This is a genomic window from Sporosarcina sp. P20a, assembly GCF_002743175.1.
Classification (GTDB): domain Bacteria; phylum Bacillota; class Bacilli; order Bacillales_A; family Planococcaceae; genus Sporosarcina.
Genome location: NZ_PDYT01000007.1, coordinates 1 through 18,628, shown reverse-complemented (window position 1 = coordinate 18,628; position 18,628 = coordinate 1). Strand labels below are relative to the sequence as shown.

Here is an 18,628-nt window from a genome sequence, read left to right as displayed (position 1 = left end):
TATTTTTAAGTAGAACGGTATTCTCATATTTCTCTCGCGTCTTCTAGTGACATCGGTCGTCCGTAATAATAACCTTGCCCTTCACGGCACCCTAACTTATAGAGCATTTCTGCCTGCTCAGGTAGTTCTATTCCTTCTGCCACTACATTCAATCCCGCTGTATCCGCAAGAGTTACAATCGCTTTGACAATAGCTTGACTGTTTTCATTTTCCAATATATCTCGCACAAATGACATATCAATTTTTAACGTATCGGCTGGGAGCTCTTTAATATAGCTGAATGTACTATATCCTGTACCGAAGTCGTCAATCGCCACAGTAACGCCTTCACTGCGAAGCCTTTGAATGGATTCTTTCATGCCATCTGTATCCATAAATGAGCTTTCTGTCAGTTCTAATTCCAACATCTCAGGTGGTACATGGTATTCTTTAATGATATTCAATACGAAGTCAACAAAGCCCTCTTCTTTCATTTGGACTGTTGAGACATTCACAGCAAACCGACATGTTTCACCAGCAGCGGCTTCTATTTCTGCACGCCTACACACTTCACGCAAAATCCATTCTCCAAGTGGTATGATGATTTTCGTTTCCTCGGCGAGCGGAATGAATTTATTAGGTGGAATAATACCTAAATCCGGATGATTCCAACGTACAAGTGCTTCTACGCCAGTCAACTCACCGGTATCCAGTAACACTTTCGGCTGATACTCAAGATAAAAATGTTGTTGTTGTACGCTTTTTCTCAATTCATTTTCCAACAAAATTCGCTCTAATGACATCTTTGAAGTACCCGGCTCGTACATTACCGTATCGCCGCCACCTTGTAACTTCGCCTTACCTAATGCCAATGTAGCTTTAGTAACCAAATCGGAAGGCTGATTGGCGTGTTCGGGATACAAAGACACACCACAACTTATAGACAATGTGTAGTTTTGTTTTCCAACTTGGATAGGTTGTTCCAAAAAAGTACGAATCTCCTCCGCATGATTAAAGAACTCTTCTCCGTCCTTTAATCCGGATATGATGAATGCAAATTCATCTCCCGCAATACGGGCTAACAGGCTTTCAGGACCTGTTCTCTGTTTCAGTCGTTCTCCAACCATTGCCAATAAATAGTCTCCCGCTTCATGCCCAAGTAAATCATTTGCATAACGAAGACGATCAATATTCATATGAACAAGAGCAAATACTTGATTGCGGGTACGTGCTCTTTCAAATGCCAAAGCCATCTGTTCTCTAAATGAATTTCTGTTCATTAAGGAAGTCAATTGGTCATTGTAGACTAGATACTTTATTTTCTCGTCTGATTTCACACGTTCTGTAACATCTCGCATGACGACTAAAAGTTTGTCTTCATATTCAACCAATTCCTTTACTTCATCAATCTTTGCCTCCATAATATGCAATCCATTTCTACTATCTAAAAAAGAGTACTCCAAATTAAGTGATTGACGTTGATATCCTCCAAAATGCAAAATTTTATTTTCTACTTTTTGGCGATTTTTCTTATAGATGTAAGAATACAATGAATTGGAATATAGTTCGTCCACTGAATGTCCAAGAAGCTTCTGAAAAGATGGAGAAACATAGTAGAACTTCCCTTGCCGATCAATGATCGCGATATAATCAGATGCATTATCTGTAATAATTTCATAAAGATCTGCATTTTTTTGAATCTCTAGTTCCATTTTCTTTCTTTCGGAAATGTCATAGCGAATTGCGATGTATTGATAAGGTTTTCCTTTACCATTTAAAAATGCAACAATCGTTGTGTCTACCCAGTAAGTTGATCCATCTTTAGCACGATTGCATATATCGCCACGCCAAGTATTGCCCGTCCCGATTGTTGACCACATCTCTTTAAAGAATGCTGCCTCATGATAACCTGAGTTTACAATACGTTGATTAGCGCCAATTAATTCTTCCCTTGAGTATTTTGAAATTTTTTCAAAGTGTTGATTGGCATATTGAATCATTCCTTTTGAGTCGGTGATTACGACAATAGCTGCCTGTTCTAATGTATAGGCAATATCACTAAGAACCTTTTGTATTTCTTTTTCACTACTAGACTTCACAAATACATCCATATCGTTTAGAAACTCTTGCATAGCTATATCACAATCCCTATATCTGGTTATTTTTCATTGCCCATACAAGATAAACTACCTATATGTGTTATAGTTAATTATACATGATAATTGTAATTGTTCTATATGATTAAGTATTTTACACAACAAAAAAACCCTTAATTATTTATTAATAATAAGGATTCGACGGATTTATTATTGAATTGTAGGTACTGTAGTAAAATGGCTGGGGTAGCTGGATTCGAACCAACGAGTGACGGAGTCAAAGTCCGTTGCCTTACCGCTTGGCTATACCCCAATGTATAGCTGGTTAATTTTTTAAAGGTGAAACAAACATGGTGGTGGGGGACGGATTCGAACCGCCGAACCCGGAGGGAGCGGATTTACAGTCCGCCGCGTTTAGCCACTTCGCTACCCCACCGTGTTAAAATTGCAATAAGCTTCGCATTGCTGCTTTTCTTTTAAAAATTAAATGGTGACCCCTACGGGATTCGAACCCGTGATACCGCCGTGAAAGGGCGGTGTCTTAACCGCTTGACCAAGGGGCCATGATAGTCTTCATGGAGCTTCCAGCCGGACTCGAACCGGCGACTTCTTCCTTACCATGGAAGCACTCTACCTGCTGAGCTATGGAAGCATAAAAAAATGGCTCCGCAGGTAAGACTCGAACTTACGACCGATCGGTTAACAGCCGATTGCTCTACCACTGAGCTACTGCGGAATAATAATATGTTTAGTACGCTTGACGACAAAAACCATTATAGCATGCTTGCTAACTCTGTGCAACAGATACTTTTAAATCACTCAAGCTTTTTTAATTATAGTGGTCTTAGTCATAGACGTCAAGAGTTTTTCATACAATAGGTTAGACTTCACATAATTAAGGAGATTGGCATGATAAAAAAACTTCTCTTCCTTTTTGTATTGATTGCAATATTCTTAGCTTTCGTTCCCCAATTGGCCAAGCCTTCCTCTACCTTGAAAACAGTTTTCCGATTGACTGAACAACCTGCAGTGATAGTGAAAGGTATCCAAGGTTCGGCACTGACCATTAATATTTCATTCGGTGAAAAAGAAGTGGAGGAACTTCTTGAAAACCTGTCGCAGCCCTATCCTTTATTATTTATCGATAGTGACTGGGCTTCACGCTTCCCTCACATTACAGAGAAAATTAAACAGCGTTCTCTTCCTGTCGCATTACTCGGTACTGAGGGTCAACATTATGAAAGTGATTCCAATCTTTTAAGCGAGCAACTTCGAACGTTTGAAGAGTTGTTTAGCATGCGTCCTCTTTGGTTCCGAACGACAGATGAAGAATTCCCCTTAACACTACTACAAGAATTGAACGAAGCAGAAATCAATGCTTTAGGATCTACCGTTCATTGGTCTGGCGGAACACTACCGAAGGCTGCTAAGGGAGAAATTATTGCCGTTCCATATGCTCAAAATGAACACGTAGCGATAGCTGATATTCAGCGACTAATTGCCAGCCGTACTTTTCAATCTGTAGAAGACTTGCTATTTCAGTCAACTGTGAAAACAAAAAAAATTCCACAATAAAAAACTGACAGGAGATGATCTCCTGTCAGTTCTTTTTAGATTTCTCTGCTTGTTTCTTCGTCTTTTTTCTTTCATTTCTACGTTTATCCAGCTTTTCTTTATCAATATCGGATTGCTTATTGTATTTAGGCAATACTAATAATTGATATGCATTCACTGCGAGTAGCGGGAATAAAAGAATGGTTACCCATTCATCTTTATTACCTGAAGTAACCATAAGTGCCGGCAACCATTCAAGCGTCGTGATGACAATCATGAAAAATAATGCAGAAATCAATGCATGTTTTTTCGTCCACTGTGCTTTGAAGTACGCTGTCACTACAGATACTGCAATCAAGGTAATCAGTAAGAAAATATACAGAATCGTGCGACTCGTATCTGCTTTCGTTAATTGGAAGCGGAAGAAAACTAAGTCAAACAGCACGACTACTATGATCAGCATTTGAACCCAGTTCCACAAGGTGAGTGTACGGAACATATTCACACCAAACTGATGAACGGTCAAATAGGCGAAGAAGCCCATCTGCGCGACTACACTCATCGTAAATCCTAAGAAAATCATCCATAAAAAGGCACCAAGAAATTGCCAGATCTCGCCCGCCTGTAAGTATCCATAGAAAAAGTCCCAACGTACAATTAGACCGACAACCGCTGTAATCGCTCCGCCAATTGCCATTGCGCGTAAGAAAAATTTAACCCAATTTCGTATTGTCACAGCACTGTTCCCCTTTTTATCATGTCCATCCTAGTGTATCAACGATCGACAAAAAAATCTATTTCATTGAACGATTCATGCATATTCCTTCTTATATTGTGAACAATAAATGAAAATACAAGTGGAAGGTTGAGTGGAATGAAAAAATTTGCAGTTCTTTTTCTATTCCTTCTATTTCTTACAGGTTGCAGCGGAGGTCATCAGGCGGCACCAAGCTATGATGAGATGAAAAAGATGATGACAGATGCAATCCAGACGGAAGACGGAAAAAAGGCACTCCGTAAATTGATGACAGATCCTGAGTTCAGGGAGTTATTAGTACTTGAACAGCCCGAAGTTAAGCAGAGCATTGAGAATGTATTGCTTTCTAAAGAAGGTGAACGTTTTTGGAAAACAGCTTTTGAAGATCCAAAATTCACCGAATCCATCGCAAAAAGCATGAAAAAGCAACAAGCGGATATCATGAAAGATTTGATGGGAGACGCTTCTTTTCAAAAAGAAATGGAGAAGTTTTTTGGTCAACCAGACATGATGAAACAAATGGAGAACATCGTGAATTCAGCAACGCTCAAGAAGGAAATGGAAAAGGCTATAGAGGATACAATCAATAGTCCTCTCATGCAAGCGAAGTGGCAAGAACTGATTATGAAGGCAGGAAAAGGTGCTGGAGGAGAATCCGCTAAAGATGGCGGTAAAGAAGAAGAAAAAACAGACGAAGAAGGAAAGTAATCCTTTCTTCGTCTGTCACATTTTATTTTTCTGTTTTTTTAATTACTGTATCAGCAACATCTAAATAGATTTTTCCTATCGGATGATCTTCTGCATAAACGGAAGGTGCAAAATCCGTTTCGTTCCAGTCAGGCTGTCCGAGAGGGATTTGTCCTAATAATTCTGTACGAAGTTCTTCAGAAAGACGAACACCGCCGCCTTGCCCAAAGACATACTCTTTCTCGCCTGTTGCTTCCGATGCGAACCAAGACATGTTTTCAATAACTCCAAGTAACTCATGTTCAGTCTGTAACGCCATTGCCCCTGCACGTGCTGCAACGAATGCTGCTGTTGGGTGTGGAGTAGTAACGACAATTTCTTTGGATGCAGGAATCATTTGGTGAATATCAAGAGCTACGTCACCTGTTCCTGGTGGTAAGTCAAGCAACAAGTAATCCAGCTCTCCCCAGTCCACATCGCGGAAGAATTGATCTAACACTTTTCCAAGCATAGGACCACGCCATACAACGGGTGCGTTATCTTCAACAAAGAAGCCCATTGAAATTACTTTGACGCCAAAACGTTCTACTGGCATGATACGATCTTCCCGAACTTCAGGCATAGCTGTTATACCCATCATATCCGGGACACTGAATCCGTAAATATCTGCATCGATCAAACCAACTTTTTTGCCGCGTCTAGCTAAAGCTACTGCTAAGTTGACAGAGACCGTAGATTTCCCTACGCCTCCTTTACCAGATGCAATCGATATAAACTCAATATTGGATAAGGGGGATAAGATGTCTTGTGTTTCCGCTTCAGTAACAGTACCACGGAATTGCTCTAATACTTCTTTAGGCAACTCTTCAAATCGAATACCTACTGAGTCGGCACCTGCTTCTTTCAACACTTCTACTACTTTTGATTGTAGCGTCAATTGCTCTCCGGTATTCACTTTCGCAATCGCGACTTTAACACTGACGTGTTCTTTCTCTGGTTTAATGGTTACATCCACAATACCATTCGTTTCTGCCAATGTTTTATGTAAAAACGGATCTTCCAATGCGCCAATCAGTTCACGGACTTGTTGTTCATTAATCAAATTCAACACTCCTTAATGAATTCATTCACTCCTTTTCAGTATATCATATTCCCTATTTACCCAAACGTCATATGCTTCATTGCTCATCAGCAAGTTGATATTTCACTATTCCGTCTACGATCGCCGCAGCTACTTTTTTCTGATACGATTTATTTGCCAACAGTTTTCTTTCTTCCGGATTGGACAGGAAACCCGTTTCTACCAATACAGCTGGAACCGGAACTTTTTTCAATAAATAGACCCCTGTGATTTTCATAGCTTCCCGTTCAGTATTTTTCAACTGATCACGCAATTCGTTTTGGATAGACGTCGCCAGTTGCTTACCTTCAGGATGACCACCTGGATGATAAAATACTTGCGCCCCTCTCCAACGTTCTTCTGGTATCGCGTTAACGTGTACGCTAATAAACATATCCGGCTTCGAATCGACTGCCATGCTTTCACGCAGTTTCAAGTCTGCGAACTTTCTACTTCTCAACGAAGTAAACTTCTCGGATGGCGCATGTTCTGCTACTGCATCTCCACTTTTCTCCCTCGTCATTTCTACAGTTGCACCTTTTTTCTTTAATAGTTTACTCACTTCATGGGAGATGTTTAAAGTAATATCTTTTTCAATGAGTTCGCCTGCCGAAGCACCTCCGTCTTCCCCGCCATGTCCGGGATCAATGAGGATACTTACCCCACCAAGCTCCGAGGGCAGAAAGAAACCACGATCAGATGCTTTGACTCCATATAAAACTCCACCTAATGAGAAAATTATTAGCAACCCTGCTACAAGCCACTTTTTCATACAGACACCGCCTTTTTCTTTCACTATACGCTTGGACTTTTAAGGTTATGTCTACGCAGTATATGATAAGCAGTTTAGAGAAGGAGATTGTGTGGATTGCCGTATGCTACAACATGAAATCTGCAAAGGTTAAAGCATCGTTGCGGGCGGACGCGTTTGAAGTGTTCGTGGTGAGCCAAACAAAGCCTCAGCCCTTCATAAACACTACTGATCTTTCTGCGCACAAAAAAAGCTGTCGTAAGAAGTTTTCACTTCTTACGACAGCTTTGGTTTAGTTTATTATTTTGTTTCGCCTTCCCATGCTAGCATGCCGCCTACCATGTTCGTTACATCAAAACCTTCGTCTGCCATAAGCTCTTGTGCACGGCCACTTCTGCCGCCTGAACGGCATACTAGGATGTAAGGTGTTTCTGCATTCAAGTCATGCATTTCGATAGGTAGATTGCCTAGAGCGATATGTTGTGCACCTGGAATCATGCCTTCCGCTACTTCGTCATCTTCACGTACATCAATGATATTGAGTTCTTTACCGCTTTCCAATTGCTCCTGTACTTCTTTTGCAGTCAATTCTTTTAAAGTCATGAATGATATCCTCCAAAGTGTTTAATTGTACTCTTATTCTATCTTGCTGGGTCAAGCATTGTCTATTGAAATGAACTAATTAGTGTTGCTGTAATTCTTTCATAGTATGCCCACAATTTTCCCATAATCTAGTTGTGTCCGCCACTTCGACAATCGCAGGGATATAGCGCTCGGATTCTTTTATAGGCAGTTCCAGACCAGATACAAATAAAGACAGTTCCATCATGAAGTCGCCGCCACTTACTTGCAGATTATATACTAGTTCAGAGACTTCTTCGTCTACATCCAATTGATTACCGAAATCCTCTTTCAACATATTCTTTACTAGTAACTGCTCTGGCGTTTCTTGAAAATACTCTTCGTCAATGTAACGTAGTAATTCTTCTTTTCCCGGTACATAATATGGCTTTCCAGCTGCAATTCTTTTCAGGTTTTCCTTTTCATCTTTATCGCTTGTCGCTTCAGCTACAAATTCGTTTGATTGAATATAGACAAAGCTTTCCTCTAGTTTTTCTTTCACTTGTGTAGATTGCAAAAAGCTTTCTACTTCATCCAATGAAATCTTTTCTTCGTTTTGATCATTGTATATTTCAACAACTTTTCCAATAGGCACAATCCCATATAAATTTGTGCACGCCACGATATACTTCATTGCCAATTCTTCATCCATTTATCAACACACCTTTCGCTTATCCCGATAAATTCCCTATATACTCTTTCTGTATTGTATCAAAACTATTGTCTATTGTTCAAAACGAAAACTGTTTTGATCATTCAGGACGATGTCATAATATACTATAGTAACTAGAAGATTCAGGAGGAATGATATGGGCGCTATAAATGGCAATGAATTTGTCCGTAGAATGGATGAGCAGAATACTGAGATTTGGCTGGATGGGCAACAATTGAAAGGACCTATTTCTAAACACCCTGCTTTCAAAGGTCTTATAGAAACGAAAGCTTCTCTATATGATTTACAACTGTCACCTTCACACAGTTCTCTCATGACATACACTTCTCCCGTCACCAATGAGCAAATTGGCCTTTCTTACTTACAACCGAAAACCAAAGCGGATTTACAGAAACGTCGAGTAATGACCGAAGAATGGGCAAGACTTTCTTGCGGCTTACTTGGTAGAAGTCCCGATTATCTTAATACCGTAATTATGAGTTTCGCCTCTTCTTCTCCTCACTTGATCGGCAAGGAAAACTGTTTTCCAGAACATATTCAAGCGCTGTATGAACGAGCAAGAGAAGAGGACCTATCCTTTACACACACCTTCATTACACCACAAACCAATCGATCTCAAAGTGCCTTTCACACTTCAGATGAACCCATTTGCGCAAAGATTGTAGATAAGACATCAGAAGGTCTCATCATTAAAGGAGCTAAGCTACTTGCAACACAGGGCGGCGTGACGGATGAAGTATTGGTGTTCAGCACGCCTTCATTTCTTGGAGATTCTGATGAAGCTTTCGCCTTTTCAATTCCTTCCGCTACAGAAGGTTTACGTTTTCTTTGTAGAGAGTCATTCGTAGGCGGGAGTTCCACATTCAATCACCCTCTGAGTTCAAGGTTTGAAGAAATGGATGCTGTAGTTGTTTTCGATAATGTTCTCGTCCCGTGGGAGCGTGTATTCTTTCATCACAATCGCGAAGTAGCTTCGGAGTTTTTTTCTATGAGTTCATTCCATCCTTTTGCCACACATCAAGTCATTACTAGACAGATCGTCAAAACGGAGTTTATGCTGAATTTGGCAGAGCAGCTCGTCCAAACAATTAATGTATCTGAATATCTCCATATTCAGGAGAAACTATCAGAAATAATTATTGGGCTCGAAACGATGAAAGCATTGCGAGATAAATCGGAAGCCGATGCGGCACTCGACCAATGGGGATATATGTGTCCAAGTGCAATACCACTTCAAGTTGCTAGTAATATTTTCCCGAAAGTCTACCCACGTTTCAGTGAGATTATTCAGCTAATCGGAGCGAGTGGGATGGTTGCGTTACCTACAGATAAAGATTTCCAATCGTCCATTCAACCTGATCTCGCAAAGTACTTACAAGGAGCTACGAAACCCGCGATAGAACGTGTACAACTATTTCGATTAGCTTGGGATTTAACAATGAGTTCGTTCGGCACAAGACAAACACAATATGAACGATATTTCTTCGGTGACCCGGTTCGCCTATCAGGTCACCTATACCGATCCTATCCGAAAGACGCGGGGCAAGAAATGATACGCCGTTTATTTCCAGACTAAATGAAAAGTCAGTAATTTGAAGGAATTATTGGGCTCATCCCATTACCCACATGCTACACTCTGTATATGGAGTTGATGATTATGGTACTATCTGTAAATCGAATTGAGCTCTTCCAAGAAGCAGCGCGGTTTATTCATAGTTGTTATGAAGAACTAGGTTTTTCTCAAGAGGAACAAATCAGGCGCGTGAAGGAAATTGAAGAGGAGATTATCCAAACAGGAACGTACACTCATACACAACCTGAACTGACACATGGTGCGAAAATGGCTTGGCGAAACAGTAATCACTGTATCGGACGCTTATTGTGGGAAACCCTTGAAGTATTTGATGAACGACATATTACTACTGCTGAAGAAGCATTTGAAAAATTGAAGCATCATGTGGAGTATGCAACGAACGACGGAGATATTCGTTCGACGATTACGGTCTTCGCCCCACGAGCACAAGACAAAGACCCTCTGAGGATCTGGAATCATCAATTGGTTCGTTATGCCGGATACGAGGATGGCTCTACAATCATTGGCGACTCTGCATCTATTGAGATGACAAAGTTATGTGAACGACTTGGTTGGCAAGGAACTAAAACACCTTTTGATGTATTACCGCTTGTCATTCAGGAGTATGGGAAATCCCCACGGCTTTTCGAATTGCCGAAAACGTCAGTAAGAGAAGTACCTATCAGTCATCCCGAAATTAAAGGTATTTCAGAGCTGAATACAAAATGGTATGCCGTTCCGATCATCTCCAATATGCTTCTTGATATCGGTGGAATTGAATATCCAATGGCCCCATTTAATGGCTGGTATATGGGTACAGAAATTGGCGCACGTAATCTTGCAGATGCAGACCGTTATAACCTTTTGCCGTCTGTCGCCGAACTTATGGGGCTTAATACGAAATCCAATCGTTGTCTTTGGATAGACAAAGCACTTGTAGAATTAAATATAGCCGTTCTACATTCCTATCAGCAAGAAGGAGTCACACTTGTCGATCACCATACCGCAGCTAAACAATTCAAATCGTTTGAAAAGAAAGAGCAGAGTGTCGGAAGAAAAGTGACAGGCAACTGGGTATGGCTTATTCCACCGCTATCACCTGCCGCCACGCATGTCTATCACAAGCGTTATACCAACGATATCTTGACCCCCAATTTCTTTTATCAGAAAGATCCCGAATAAATCAACGCCCCTACGCCAGATTATATGGTATAGGGGCGTTGTTTTATTAAACAGGCATTTCTTGAAAGTCGATGCGAATAAATTTCCCTGTTTCAGCTGAATAGGTGACAGTCACGATCACACCAAATTCTCGTTCGTCCTCTTTTAACCAAAGTTGAAATTTCTCCACACTCGTGACTTTCTTTGAATCGGTAGCGATATGCAAATAATCCTTGATATCTGCCTGGGGATATCTGAGCATCGTTTGCTTGATAGCAAGCCTTGACCATTTCGCATATGCCGGCACTTCCACTTTACTGAGTGTAGCAATTGGCGCATCACTAGTACCCGACCCACTTGTCAATAACACTCCAAGTGACAAACCTATTTTTGCAAAGATGGCGCACACCTCCTTCAAGAATAGCATGCGCTGTTTGTAACAAATCGATTCTAAATAAAAAACATCTAACTAAAATCGTTAGATGTTTCGTATATATTATATTGTAATCGTCTGTTCTTCCTGCACTCCAGGCCACATTTGTTTCGTATAGGCCATGTCCCAGAACATATACTCATAACGTGTCGTATTAAGGAAAATCTCCTCTAATCTCACTAATTCCGATTCAGGCTTTCCTTCTGCCGTTTCATCCATTAATTCTAAGCACCAAGTAGCCAACTCACCAAAGTCTTCCGATGAATACATGCGAATCCAGTCACCATACAACGGATGATCCAACGCACCTGGCAATTCAGCGAGCTCTTTACCAATCTCCCAGTAGCTCCACGCACACGGCAGTAATGCAGCAACGACTTCTGCTAAAGAACCGTTTTGACTAACATGTAGCATATAATGCGTATACGCTAGGACAATTGGAGACGGCTTGGCATTTTCAAGCTCCTCTTCGGTAATGCCAAAACGAGTTGCATATTTACGATGAAGATCCATTTCCGTGTTTAGAGTTCCGTTAAGTAACGTAGCAAATTTCCCCATCATCTCGACATCGGTCGCTTTCATCGTGCCTACAGCAAACACTTTCGCATAGTCAATTAAATACAAATAGTCTTGCACCATATAAAAACGAAACTTCTCCTGATCCAACGTACCATTTCCAATCTCTTGGACAAATGGATGATTGTGATTCTGTCTCCAAATCGGTAATGTCTTCTCTAATAAACGCTCAGTGAACTTCATGTATACTCTCCCCTTTTTCATAGTAAATGAAAAAACCACTTCTTGACCAGAAGTGGCGGAGAGACATCACAGAGCATAGAAATCAGCTACGTAATATCTACACCACTTCCTTACGCCGGTATGAACCGGATCAAGTTAAAGGGTTAAAGCAATATGCTTCTCTCAGCTCCATAGAGCACCCCTAGCGGTAACGACTATTTCATTTGTATATCCATTGTAGGCATATCTTGTAAGAAAGGTCAAACGGTTTGAGATTACACACTAACGGACCTTCAACAGAGTGATTGATAGCAGACCACAAGTTGTCCCCATTCAACCGAATAATTTTCTTGGTTTATTTCGGCAAAAGTCATGCAGTTTCAATTCTTTACTCTAGATGTTCTTTTAGCTTTTTCTGAACATCTTCTTCTATTTTCTTCACGCGTTCATCTTTTAGTTTACGTCTTGGTTTAGGATGAAACCATTCGATTTTGCCATTAATAAATGTCCCTTTAAACTCTTCGCCTTGAATTTTCAATTTAAACAACTGAAGTGGCCGAGTTTGATTTCTGCCAAGCGAACGTTCGATTTCAATATCATCTGCTTCATTTCTAATTCCTTGCTCGGATAACAATTCCAAAACTTTATCCTCTATGGCAATTACTTCTTCTTCGCCGACATCTTGCTTAGGATGTGGATGAAGCCATTGGATTTCACCATCATGATAGTCACCTTTATAATTACGTCCATCTAAGATGAGCTTAAACTGAATTCGCTCGTACGGTCTGTCTTCAAAAACTTTTTCCGCTTCAAAGTCATCTACCACAGGAAACACCTCCAAAAATAGTATCAAGCCCCTCTTTTTAATAAAATGGCTTATCTTACTTCATCAATTACTACTAATTCAAGCTACCTAGCCGTAAGTTTAATTTTCCCATCATTCCTGTCCGCTTACAAATCCCGCTTCATATAAAAAATTAATTTCAAATATATCTTAGCAATAGGTTGTTGTCAAATCAATTATCGTTCTTACCTATTTTGTGTAATTAGGAAATATGGTCAGGTTTAAGCTCTATATATTACAGTGCGTATATATAATGATACCCCAAATTTCGTGTTTCAATCATTTGAAATAACACGCTAACTACTTCAGTTATTTGAACAGATTTTAGCATGCGAGCTACATATCATATAGTAGACAACGAAACTATCTTCATTGCATTTCACATATATTCATTTATGTAGTATTACTATAATTCACAAAAAGGCACGACAACTCTTTTGAATTGTCGCACCTTTTTCTAGTACTTCCTTAAAAAACTTGGTTTCGTTTGATACCATTCGTCGCTAATAACATGGTGGCATACTGAAATAATCCGCTCTATAACCTGTGTATAGTTTGCCAATATGCGAATGGTGAAGCCGGGAACAGCAAGTTTGGATAATCCAAATGCAAATTCCCCTGCCTCTTGTTGAATTGCTTCATACAATCGATCCAATAAAGCATCGCTCGTTTTTTCTCCAACGACAATTAACGAACCTAAATGCGTGTATCCTTCCATAAAGCCTAACTCATTCATATTTTGAGTTGCTGGATGAAGTTTAATATGGTCAAAGGCAACAAGTTGATTTTCCATATAAATCTCCGTTTTCAAACGAAGCATCTCGTAACTGAATTTTTCCCCTTCTGGCGACCAACCTGGAGTCAATATATCGGAATACAGCAATGTTGCTCCTTGTTCCATGTATATACTATTTTTCTGATAGCAACTGGCATCTTTGTATGCAATAAGTGCATCCGGTAAGTACTCCAGATAACTGTCCTTTTTCATATGAAAGATCGTCTCTTGGTACACTGGCTTGGTAGGCGTTCTATATACTTTCGTAGATGATTGAGTCGTCAACGTCAGCATCGCTCCTTCACCAAGCGTGACTTTCATTTGATACCGATCCCCATCTAAATAGCCACCGCCAGGATTCAATAAATAATAGCATGGATAACTATTCTTATTGAAATAGACAGGACGCATCACTTTAAATGCGCCTTGGAAGTATACAGTTTTCGCCACGGAACGGCCTAGCCGATTTTCCATGACAAGGTCAAGAACGCCTGTCCATTCAGACATCTTGTCCTAGTCCTTTTAATAAAGCATGTTTTCTAACCCACTCTACCACTTCATCTAGTCCTTGATCGTCTTTTAAATTGGTGAAAAAGAACGGTTTCTTTCCTCTAAATATCTTTGTGTCAGACTCCATTACCTCAAGTCTTGCCCCGACATATGGTGCCAAATCTGTTTTATTAATAATAAACAAGTCTGATTTAATCATGCCTTGTCCGCCTTTACGCGGGATTTTTTCACCTTGCGCCACGTCAATTATATAAATGGAAAAGTCAACGAGTTCCGGACTGAATGTAGCTGCTAGGTTATCCCCGCCACTCTCTACAAAAATCAGCTCAACATCGGGATGTTTTTCCTTCAATTCATTAATTGCCGCGAAGTTCATCGATGCATCTTCACGAATTGCCGTATGTGGACAGCCTCCTGTTTCCACCCCGACAATGCGGTCTTCTGGAAGAATACCGTTCGCAACTAAAAACTTGGCATCTTCTTTCGTATATATATCATTAGTAATAACCGCCATACTTACTTCGCCCTCTAAAGCGCGTGTAATCTTTTCGACCAGCATGGTTTTTCCTGCACCAACTGGTCCGCCTACACCTATTTTAATTGGTCCCATTCTAAGCACATCCTTAATATCAATTTCATTGCGTTCGTTACGAACTAAAAATACGTATGCCAACACGTTCGTGCTGCATTTGTGAAAGTTCGAGTCCTGGCGATACGACACCAAACTCTTCTTGATCTAACACCATAATTTTGTCTGTAGTTTGCTGAAGTTGTTGTTGAAATGTGTAAATAATCTTCTGTCCTGCAGTTTGTCCAAGCGGGATGGCCCGCACGGCGTTTTGCACGAGACTAACAACCGTCGAGTATAAATAATATAAAATCGTTGTATTCTTTTCAACTTGAAGGTGATGTCCAATCATCGTAAAAACAATAGCGGGATGGCCAAAAGCTTCTTTATCACGGATTTTCTGCGCGTAGATAGATAATACCGGTATTTTGTAAATGGATTCAGCAATGTCTAACATCCTGTCACCCATACGTTGTGTACCATCTCGTGATTCGCGGGCAAGATTTTGCACAGTCAATATGCGATCCAGTTCCCAAATTTTTTCAAGGTCATCCATATCCATGGCATCATAAGCAAGTCTTACAGCTAATCCATCTGCATAAGCGAGCTGTTCATGCACATAGACATGTAGCCACTCGGAAAACGTATGGGCATCGGTGACCTTGTCGTTCTGAATATATGTTTCCAGTCCGAATGATTGGCTAAATGAGCCGATAGGAAAACTAGAATCACATAGCTGTAGCAATGATAGTGCATGATTAGTCATGGCTATGCCCGATGTGACGGAAAGCCTTTGCAACTTTTCGTTCTTCTCGCTTAAATGGAATACCCATTTCTTTCAACAAGTCCTCAACTAAATAATCATATTGCACGAGCATGTCCTCACCCTCAAACTGCGCAGGCAAATGTCGGTTTCCAAGCTGATGAGCAATCGTTCCCATTTCAAGCATTGTACGTGGACTAATAATAATGAGATCGTCAGACAACACATCAATCAAAATAATATTCTTATCATCCATAAACAAAACGTCTCCCGCTTCTAAATCACGCGGGTCTTTTAATCGAATTCCAATTTCACGTCCGTGATCAGTTTCCACGCGTTGAATTCTCTTCATTAAGTGTGCACTTTCTAAGTACACTTTCTCTTTATGACGTCTTTCATACTCACTTGGATCTAGATCCCTAATATTCATCAAGACTTCTTCTACAATCATTTTCTTCACCTCAGAATAAGAAATAGCGTTGTCCCATTGGCACTACGTCAATCGGATCGCATGTAATAAGCTTTCCATCAATCTTCACTTCATACGTTTGTGGATCCACATCAATATGTGGCGTAGCGGTATTTAATTTCATATCTTTTTTCGTCAGACTGCGTATATTACGAACAGGTAATACTACTTTTTCAAGTCCAAGCTTTTCTTTAATTCCTTGATCATATGCAATCTGGGATACAAACGTAATGGAACTTTGCGATAATGCCTTCCCAAGTGTCGCGTACATCGGGCGATAAATCATTGGTTGTGGTGTCGGAATCGTTGCATTGGCATCGCCCATTAAGCTAAAGACCGCCATTCCACTTTTCAAAATCATTTCAGGTTTAACTCCAAAGAATTTCGGATCCCATAGAACAAGGTCCGCCATTTTTCCGACTTCAATTGAACCGATATACTCTGATATACCATGAGCGATAGCTGGATTAATCGTATATTTGGCTACATAGCGTTTTACCCGATTATTATCCGAATGCTCACTATCACCTTCCATAACTCCAAGTTGTTTTTTCATTTTGTGAGCTACTTGCCATGTACGAAGTGCAACTTCACCGATACGGCCCATCGCCTGAGAATCGGAGCTTGTCATACTAAAGACACCTAAGTCTTGCAAGACATCTTCTGCTGCAATCGTTTCATTGCGAATGCGCGAATCTGCAAATGCGATATCTTCTGGTACAGAAGGATTTAAGTTATGGGCAACCATTACCATATCCAAATGTTCATCAATCGTGTTAATCGTATATGGCAATGTCGGATTAGTAGAAGCCGGCAACACATTCATCATACCAGCAGATTTAATCAAATCCGGAGCATGGCCGCCTCCTGCACCTTCTGTATGGTACATATGGATACCGCGACCATCAATCGCCTTGATCGTATCTTCAAAAAATCCGGATTCGTTTAATGTATCCGCATGAAGTGCTACTTGCACGTCATATTCATCAGCAATCCGTAATGCATGATCGAGAACAGAAGGTGTCGCGCCCCAATCTTCATGGACTTTCAAACCAATCGCACCTGCAATTATTTGTTCCGCTAAAGGAGCACCCGCTGCTGCATGCCCTTTGCCTGTTAAACCAATATTGATCGGTTGTCCATCCAAAGCCTTCAACATGGAATGAAGATGCCAAGCACCCGGTGTAGAAGTCGTAGCTCGAGAACCATCTCCTGGTCCAGCTCCACCGCCTATTAGTGTGGTTGTCCCCGCAGTAAGTGCAACGTCTACTTGTGCCGGATTAATGAAATGCACGTGCGTATCAATTGCTCCAGCAGTTATAATTTTACCCTCGCCCGAAATAACTTCAGTGGAAGTTCCAATAATAATATCTACTTTGTCTTGCACGAGCGGATTACCTGCTTTGCCGATACCCGAAATTTTACCGTCTCGAATAGCTAGATCCGCTTTATATATTCCTGTATAGTCAAGCACGACAACATTTGTAATCACTGTATCAGGTACGCGTTCGTCTTCTTCGCGTGTAATGAAAGGATGTTGTCCCATTCCATCACGAATAACTTTACCGCCACCGAACACAACTTCTTCTCCATATTTCGTATAATCTTTTTCAATTTGGATGAACAAATCTGTATCTGCTAGTCGGACAGAGTCTCCGGTTGTCGGTCCATACATTTGAGCATATTGCTCTCTATCCATTTTAAAACTCATTTTGCATTCCCGCCTTCCAATGCTCCGTCTACTTTATTATGGAATCCATAAACTTCTCTTTCTCCAGCATAGTCAATTAGCTGCACTTCTTTTTCATCGCCGGGCTCAAATCGAACAGCAGCGCCTGCAGGTATATTGAGACGTTTCCCGTATGTCACTTTTCGATCAAACTTTAATGCATTATTCACTTCGTAAAAATGGTAATGGGAACCGATTTGAATAGGTCTGTCGCCATGATTAATAACTTGTACATGTATACTTTCAGCACCTTCATTACAAATGATCGGTTCATCTTTTAAAATATATTCGCCTGGTATCATCGTTACGTCCCCTTTCTTTTTATAAACCATTTATCTGATCGGATTATGCACTGTGACTAACTTCGTCCCATCTGGGAACGTCGCTTCTACTTGAATGTCATCAATCATTTCTGGAATACCATCCATTACATCTTCACGAGATAGAATCGTCGCACCATAAGCCATGAGTTCTGCAACTGTTTTACCGTCTCTAGCACCTTCCATCACCTCATATGTAATAAGAGCCATTGCTTCAGGGTGATTCAATTTAAGTCCTCGGTCCCTTCGTCTTCTGGCAACGTCTGCCGCAACAACGATCATCAATTTATCAATTTCACGCGGTAGTAATCGCATGGTTCAACCTCCTAAAATAAAATAATATATTATATTGCAGTAATCCTTTTTTAAATGTGTAGATTATCATATTAAGTCGAACGGTAGATAAATAAAAATAGCTCAATCGGGTACACATTAGTTAACGCCAATCAACTAATAAAGGAGTGCTCCCGATGAGCTATACACACATTTTACCACGGGAACGTATTT

At 40.5% G+C, this 18,628-nt stretch carries 20 protein-coding genes, 5 tRNA genes and 1 riboswitch; of the genes, 4 read left to right on the top strand and 21 right to left on the bottom strand.

Features of this window, described 5'->3' with window-relative positions; translation table 11 throughout:
• Positions 1–23 precede the first annotated feature (23 nt).
• The 6 genes from CSV72_RS08490 to CSV72_RS08465 all read right to left on the bottom strand — a co-directional run bounded on the left by CSV72_RS08490 (position 24) and on the right by CSV72_RS08465 (position 2,811).
• Positions 24–2,111 (bottom strand): sensor domain-containing protein, encoded by a 2,088-nt coding sequence (locus CSV72_RS08490; RefSeq protein WP_099677983.1) that lies wholly within the window; start codon positions 2,109–2,111, stop codon positions 24–26.
• Between the two features lie 202 nt (positions 2,112–2,313).
• A tRNA-Gln gene (locus CSV72_RS08485) sits at positions 2,314–2,388 on the bottom strand.
• A 38-nt stretch (positions 2,389–2,426) separates the two neighbouring features.
• Positions 2,427–2,511, bottom strand: a tRNA-Tyr gene (locus CSV72_RS08480).
• Between the two features lie 52 nt (positions 2,512–2,563).
• Positions 2,564–2,638, bottom strand: a tRNA-Glu gene (locus CSV72_RS08475).
• A 13-nt stretch (positions 2,639–2,651) separates the two neighbouring features.
• Positions 2,652–2,727 (bottom strand) — tRNA-Thr (locus CSV72_RS08470).
• Positions 2,728–2,736: 9 nt separating this feature from the next.
• A tRNA-Asn gene (locus CSV72_RS08465) sits at positions 2,737–2,811 on the bottom strand.
• Positions 2,812–2,984: 173 nt separating this feature from the next.
• On the opposite strand from CSV72_RS08465, the gene CSV72_RS08460 reads away from it, so the two are divergent.
• Positions 2,985–3,650, top strand: a complete 666-nt coding sequence (locus CSV72_RS08460; protein ID WP_099677982.1) for a polysaccharide deacetylase family protein — start codon at positions 2,985–2,987, stop codon at positions 3,648–3,650.
• 25 nt (positions 3,651–3,675) lie between these two features.
• Here CSV72_RS08460 and CSV72_RS08455 read toward each other — a convergent pair whose 3' ends face one another.
• Positions 3,676–4,365: a KinB-signaling pathway activation protein gene (locus tag CSV72_RS08455; RefSeq protein WP_099677981.1), complete on the bottom strand. Its 690-nt coding sequence runs from the start codon at positions 4,363–4,365 to the stop codon at positions 3,676–3,678.
• Positions 4,366–4,503: 138 nt separating this feature from the next.
• Here CSV72_RS08455 and gerD point away from each other — a divergent pair, with 138 nt between their 5' ends.
• Positions 4,504–5,094, top strand: coding sequence for a spore germination lipoprotein GerD (gene gerD / locus CSV72_RS08450; RefSeq protein WP_099633825.1), 591 nt, complete (start codon positions 4,504–4,506; stop codon positions 5,092–5,094).
• A gap of 22 nt (positions 5,095–5,116) precedes the next feature.
• Here gerD and CSV72_RS08445 read toward each other — a convergent pair whose 3' ends face one another.
• From CSV72_RS08445 to CSV72_RS08430, 4 genes are all read right to left on the bottom strand, one after another.
• A complete protein-coding gene (locus CSV72_RS08445; protein ID WP_099677980.1) occupies positions 5,117–6,175 on the bottom strand; it encodes an Mrp/NBP35 family ATP-binding protein in 1,059 nt (352 codons plus the stop codon).
• A 76-nt stretch (positions 6,176–6,251) separates the two neighbouring features.
• Positions 6,252–6,965 carry an N-acetylmuramoyl-L-alanine amidase gene (locus tag CSV72_RS08440; RefSeq protein ID WP_099633823.1) on the bottom strand — a complete coding sequence of 238 codons (714 nt, stop codon included), beginning with the start codon at positions 6,963–6,965 and terminating at the stop codon, positions 6,252–6,254.
• A gap of 279 nt (positions 6,966–7,244) precedes the next feature.
• Positions 7,245–7,547 (bottom strand): rhodanese-like domain-containing protein, encoded by a 303-nt coding sequence (locus tag CSV72_RS08435; protein ID WP_099677979.1) that lies wholly within the window; start codon positions 7,545–7,547, stop codon positions 7,245–7,247.
• A 79-nt stretch (positions 7,548–7,626) separates the two neighbouring features.
• Positions 7,627–8,217: a hypothetical protein gene (locus CSV72_RS08430; RefSeq protein WP_099677978.1), complete on the bottom strand. Its 591-nt coding sequence runs from the start codon at positions 8,215–8,217 to the stop codon at positions 7,627–7,629.
• Between the two features lie 157 nt (positions 8,218–8,374).
• Here CSV72_RS08430 and hpaB point away from each other — a divergent pair, with 157 nt between their 5' ends.
• Entirely contained in the window at positions 8,375–9,814 is a 1,440-nt protein-coding gene (hpaB, locus tag CSV72_RS08425) for a 4-hydroxyphenylacetate 3-monooxygenase, oxygenase component (protein WP_099677977.1), read from the top strand.
• 81 nt (positions 9,815–9,895) lie between these two features.
• Entirely contained in the window at positions 9,896–10,993 is a 1,098-nt protein-coding gene (locus tag CSV72_RS08420) for a nitric oxide synthase oxygenase (protein WP_199170076.1), read from the top strand.
• 46 nt (positions 10,994–11,039) lie between these two features.
• Here CSV72_RS08420 and CSV72_RS08415 read toward each other — a convergent pair whose 3' ends face one another.
• From CSV72_RS08415 to CSV72_RS08370, 10 genes are all read right to left on the bottom strand, one after another.
• Positions 11,040–11,354, bottom strand: coding sequence for a DUF3889 domain-containing protein (locus tag CSV72_RS08415; RefSeq protein WP_233191188.1), 315 nt, complete (start codon positions 11,352–11,354; stop codon positions 11,040–11,042).
• A 114-nt stretch (positions 11,355–11,468) separates the two neighbouring features.
• Positions 11,469–12,164, bottom strand: a complete 696-nt coding sequence (gene tenA, locus CSV72_RS08410; RefSeq protein ID WP_099677974.1) for a thiaminase II — start codon at positions 12,162–12,164, stop codon at positions 11,469–11,471.
• A gap of 90 nt (positions 12,165–12,254) precedes the next feature.
• Positions 12,255–12,357: riboswitch (TPP riboswitch) on the bottom strand.
• 174 nt (positions 12,358–12,531) lie between these two features.
• Positions 12,532–12,969, bottom strand: a complete 438-nt coding sequence (locus CSV72_RS08405) for a HicA family toxin-antitoxin system (protein ID WP_233191187.1) — start codon at positions 12,967–12,969, stop codon at positions 12,532–12,534.
• Positions 12,970–13,444: 475 nt separating this feature from the next.
• Positions 13,445–14,269 (bottom strand): urease accessory protein UreD, encoded by an 825-nt coding sequence (locus CSV72_RS08400; RefSeq protein WP_099677972.1) that lies wholly within the window; start codon positions 14,267–14,269, stop codon positions 13,445–13,447.
• On the bottom strand, positions 14,262–14,882 hold the full coding sequence (gene ureG / locus CSV72_RS08395) for an urease accessory protein UreG (protein ID WP_085427438.1): 621 nt from the start codon (positions 14,880–14,882) through the stop codon (positions 14,262–14,264). Before ureG ends, CSV72_RS08400 begins: the two co-directional genes overlap by 8 nt.
• A 37-nt stretch (positions 14,883–14,919) precedes the next feature.
• Positions 14,920–15,606 carry an urease accessory protein UreF gene (locus tag CSV72_RS08390; protein ID WP_099677971.1) on the bottom strand — a complete coding sequence of 229 codons (687 nt, stop codon included), beginning with the start codon at positions 15,604–15,606 and terminating at the stop codon, positions 14,920–14,922.
• Positions 15,599–16,054 (bottom strand): urease accessory protein UreE, encoded by a 456-nt coding sequence (gene ureE / locus CSV72_RS08385; RefSeq protein ID WP_099677970.1) that lies wholly within the window; start codon positions 16,052–16,054, stop codon positions 15,599–15,601. The genes CSV72_RS08390 and ureE overlap by 8 nt, the downstream gene beginning before the upstream one ends.
• Positions 16,055–16,064: 10 nt before the next feature.
• Complete coding sequence (gene ureC / locus CSV72_RS08380) at positions 16,065–17,783, bottom strand: urease subunit alpha (RefSeq protein ID WP_099677969.1); 1,719 nt, start codon at positions 17,781–17,783, stop codon at positions 16,065–16,067.
• Positions 17,780–18,103: an urease subunit beta gene (locus tag CSV72_RS08375; protein ID WP_099677968.1), complete on the bottom strand. Its 324-nt coding sequence runs from the start codon at positions 18,101–18,103 to the stop codon at positions 17,780–17,782. The genes ureC and CSV72_RS08375 overlap by 4 nt, the downstream gene beginning before the upstream one ends.
• 30 nt (positions 18,104–18,133) lie before the next feature.
• The gene (locus tag CSV72_RS08370) at positions 18,134–18,436 is read right to left on the bottom strand and encodes an urease subunit gamma (protein ID WP_099677967.1); all 303 of its coding nucleotides are present in this window, start codon (positions 18,434–18,436) and stop codon (positions 18,134–18,136) included.
• Positions 18,437–18,628: the final 192 nt, after the last annotated feature.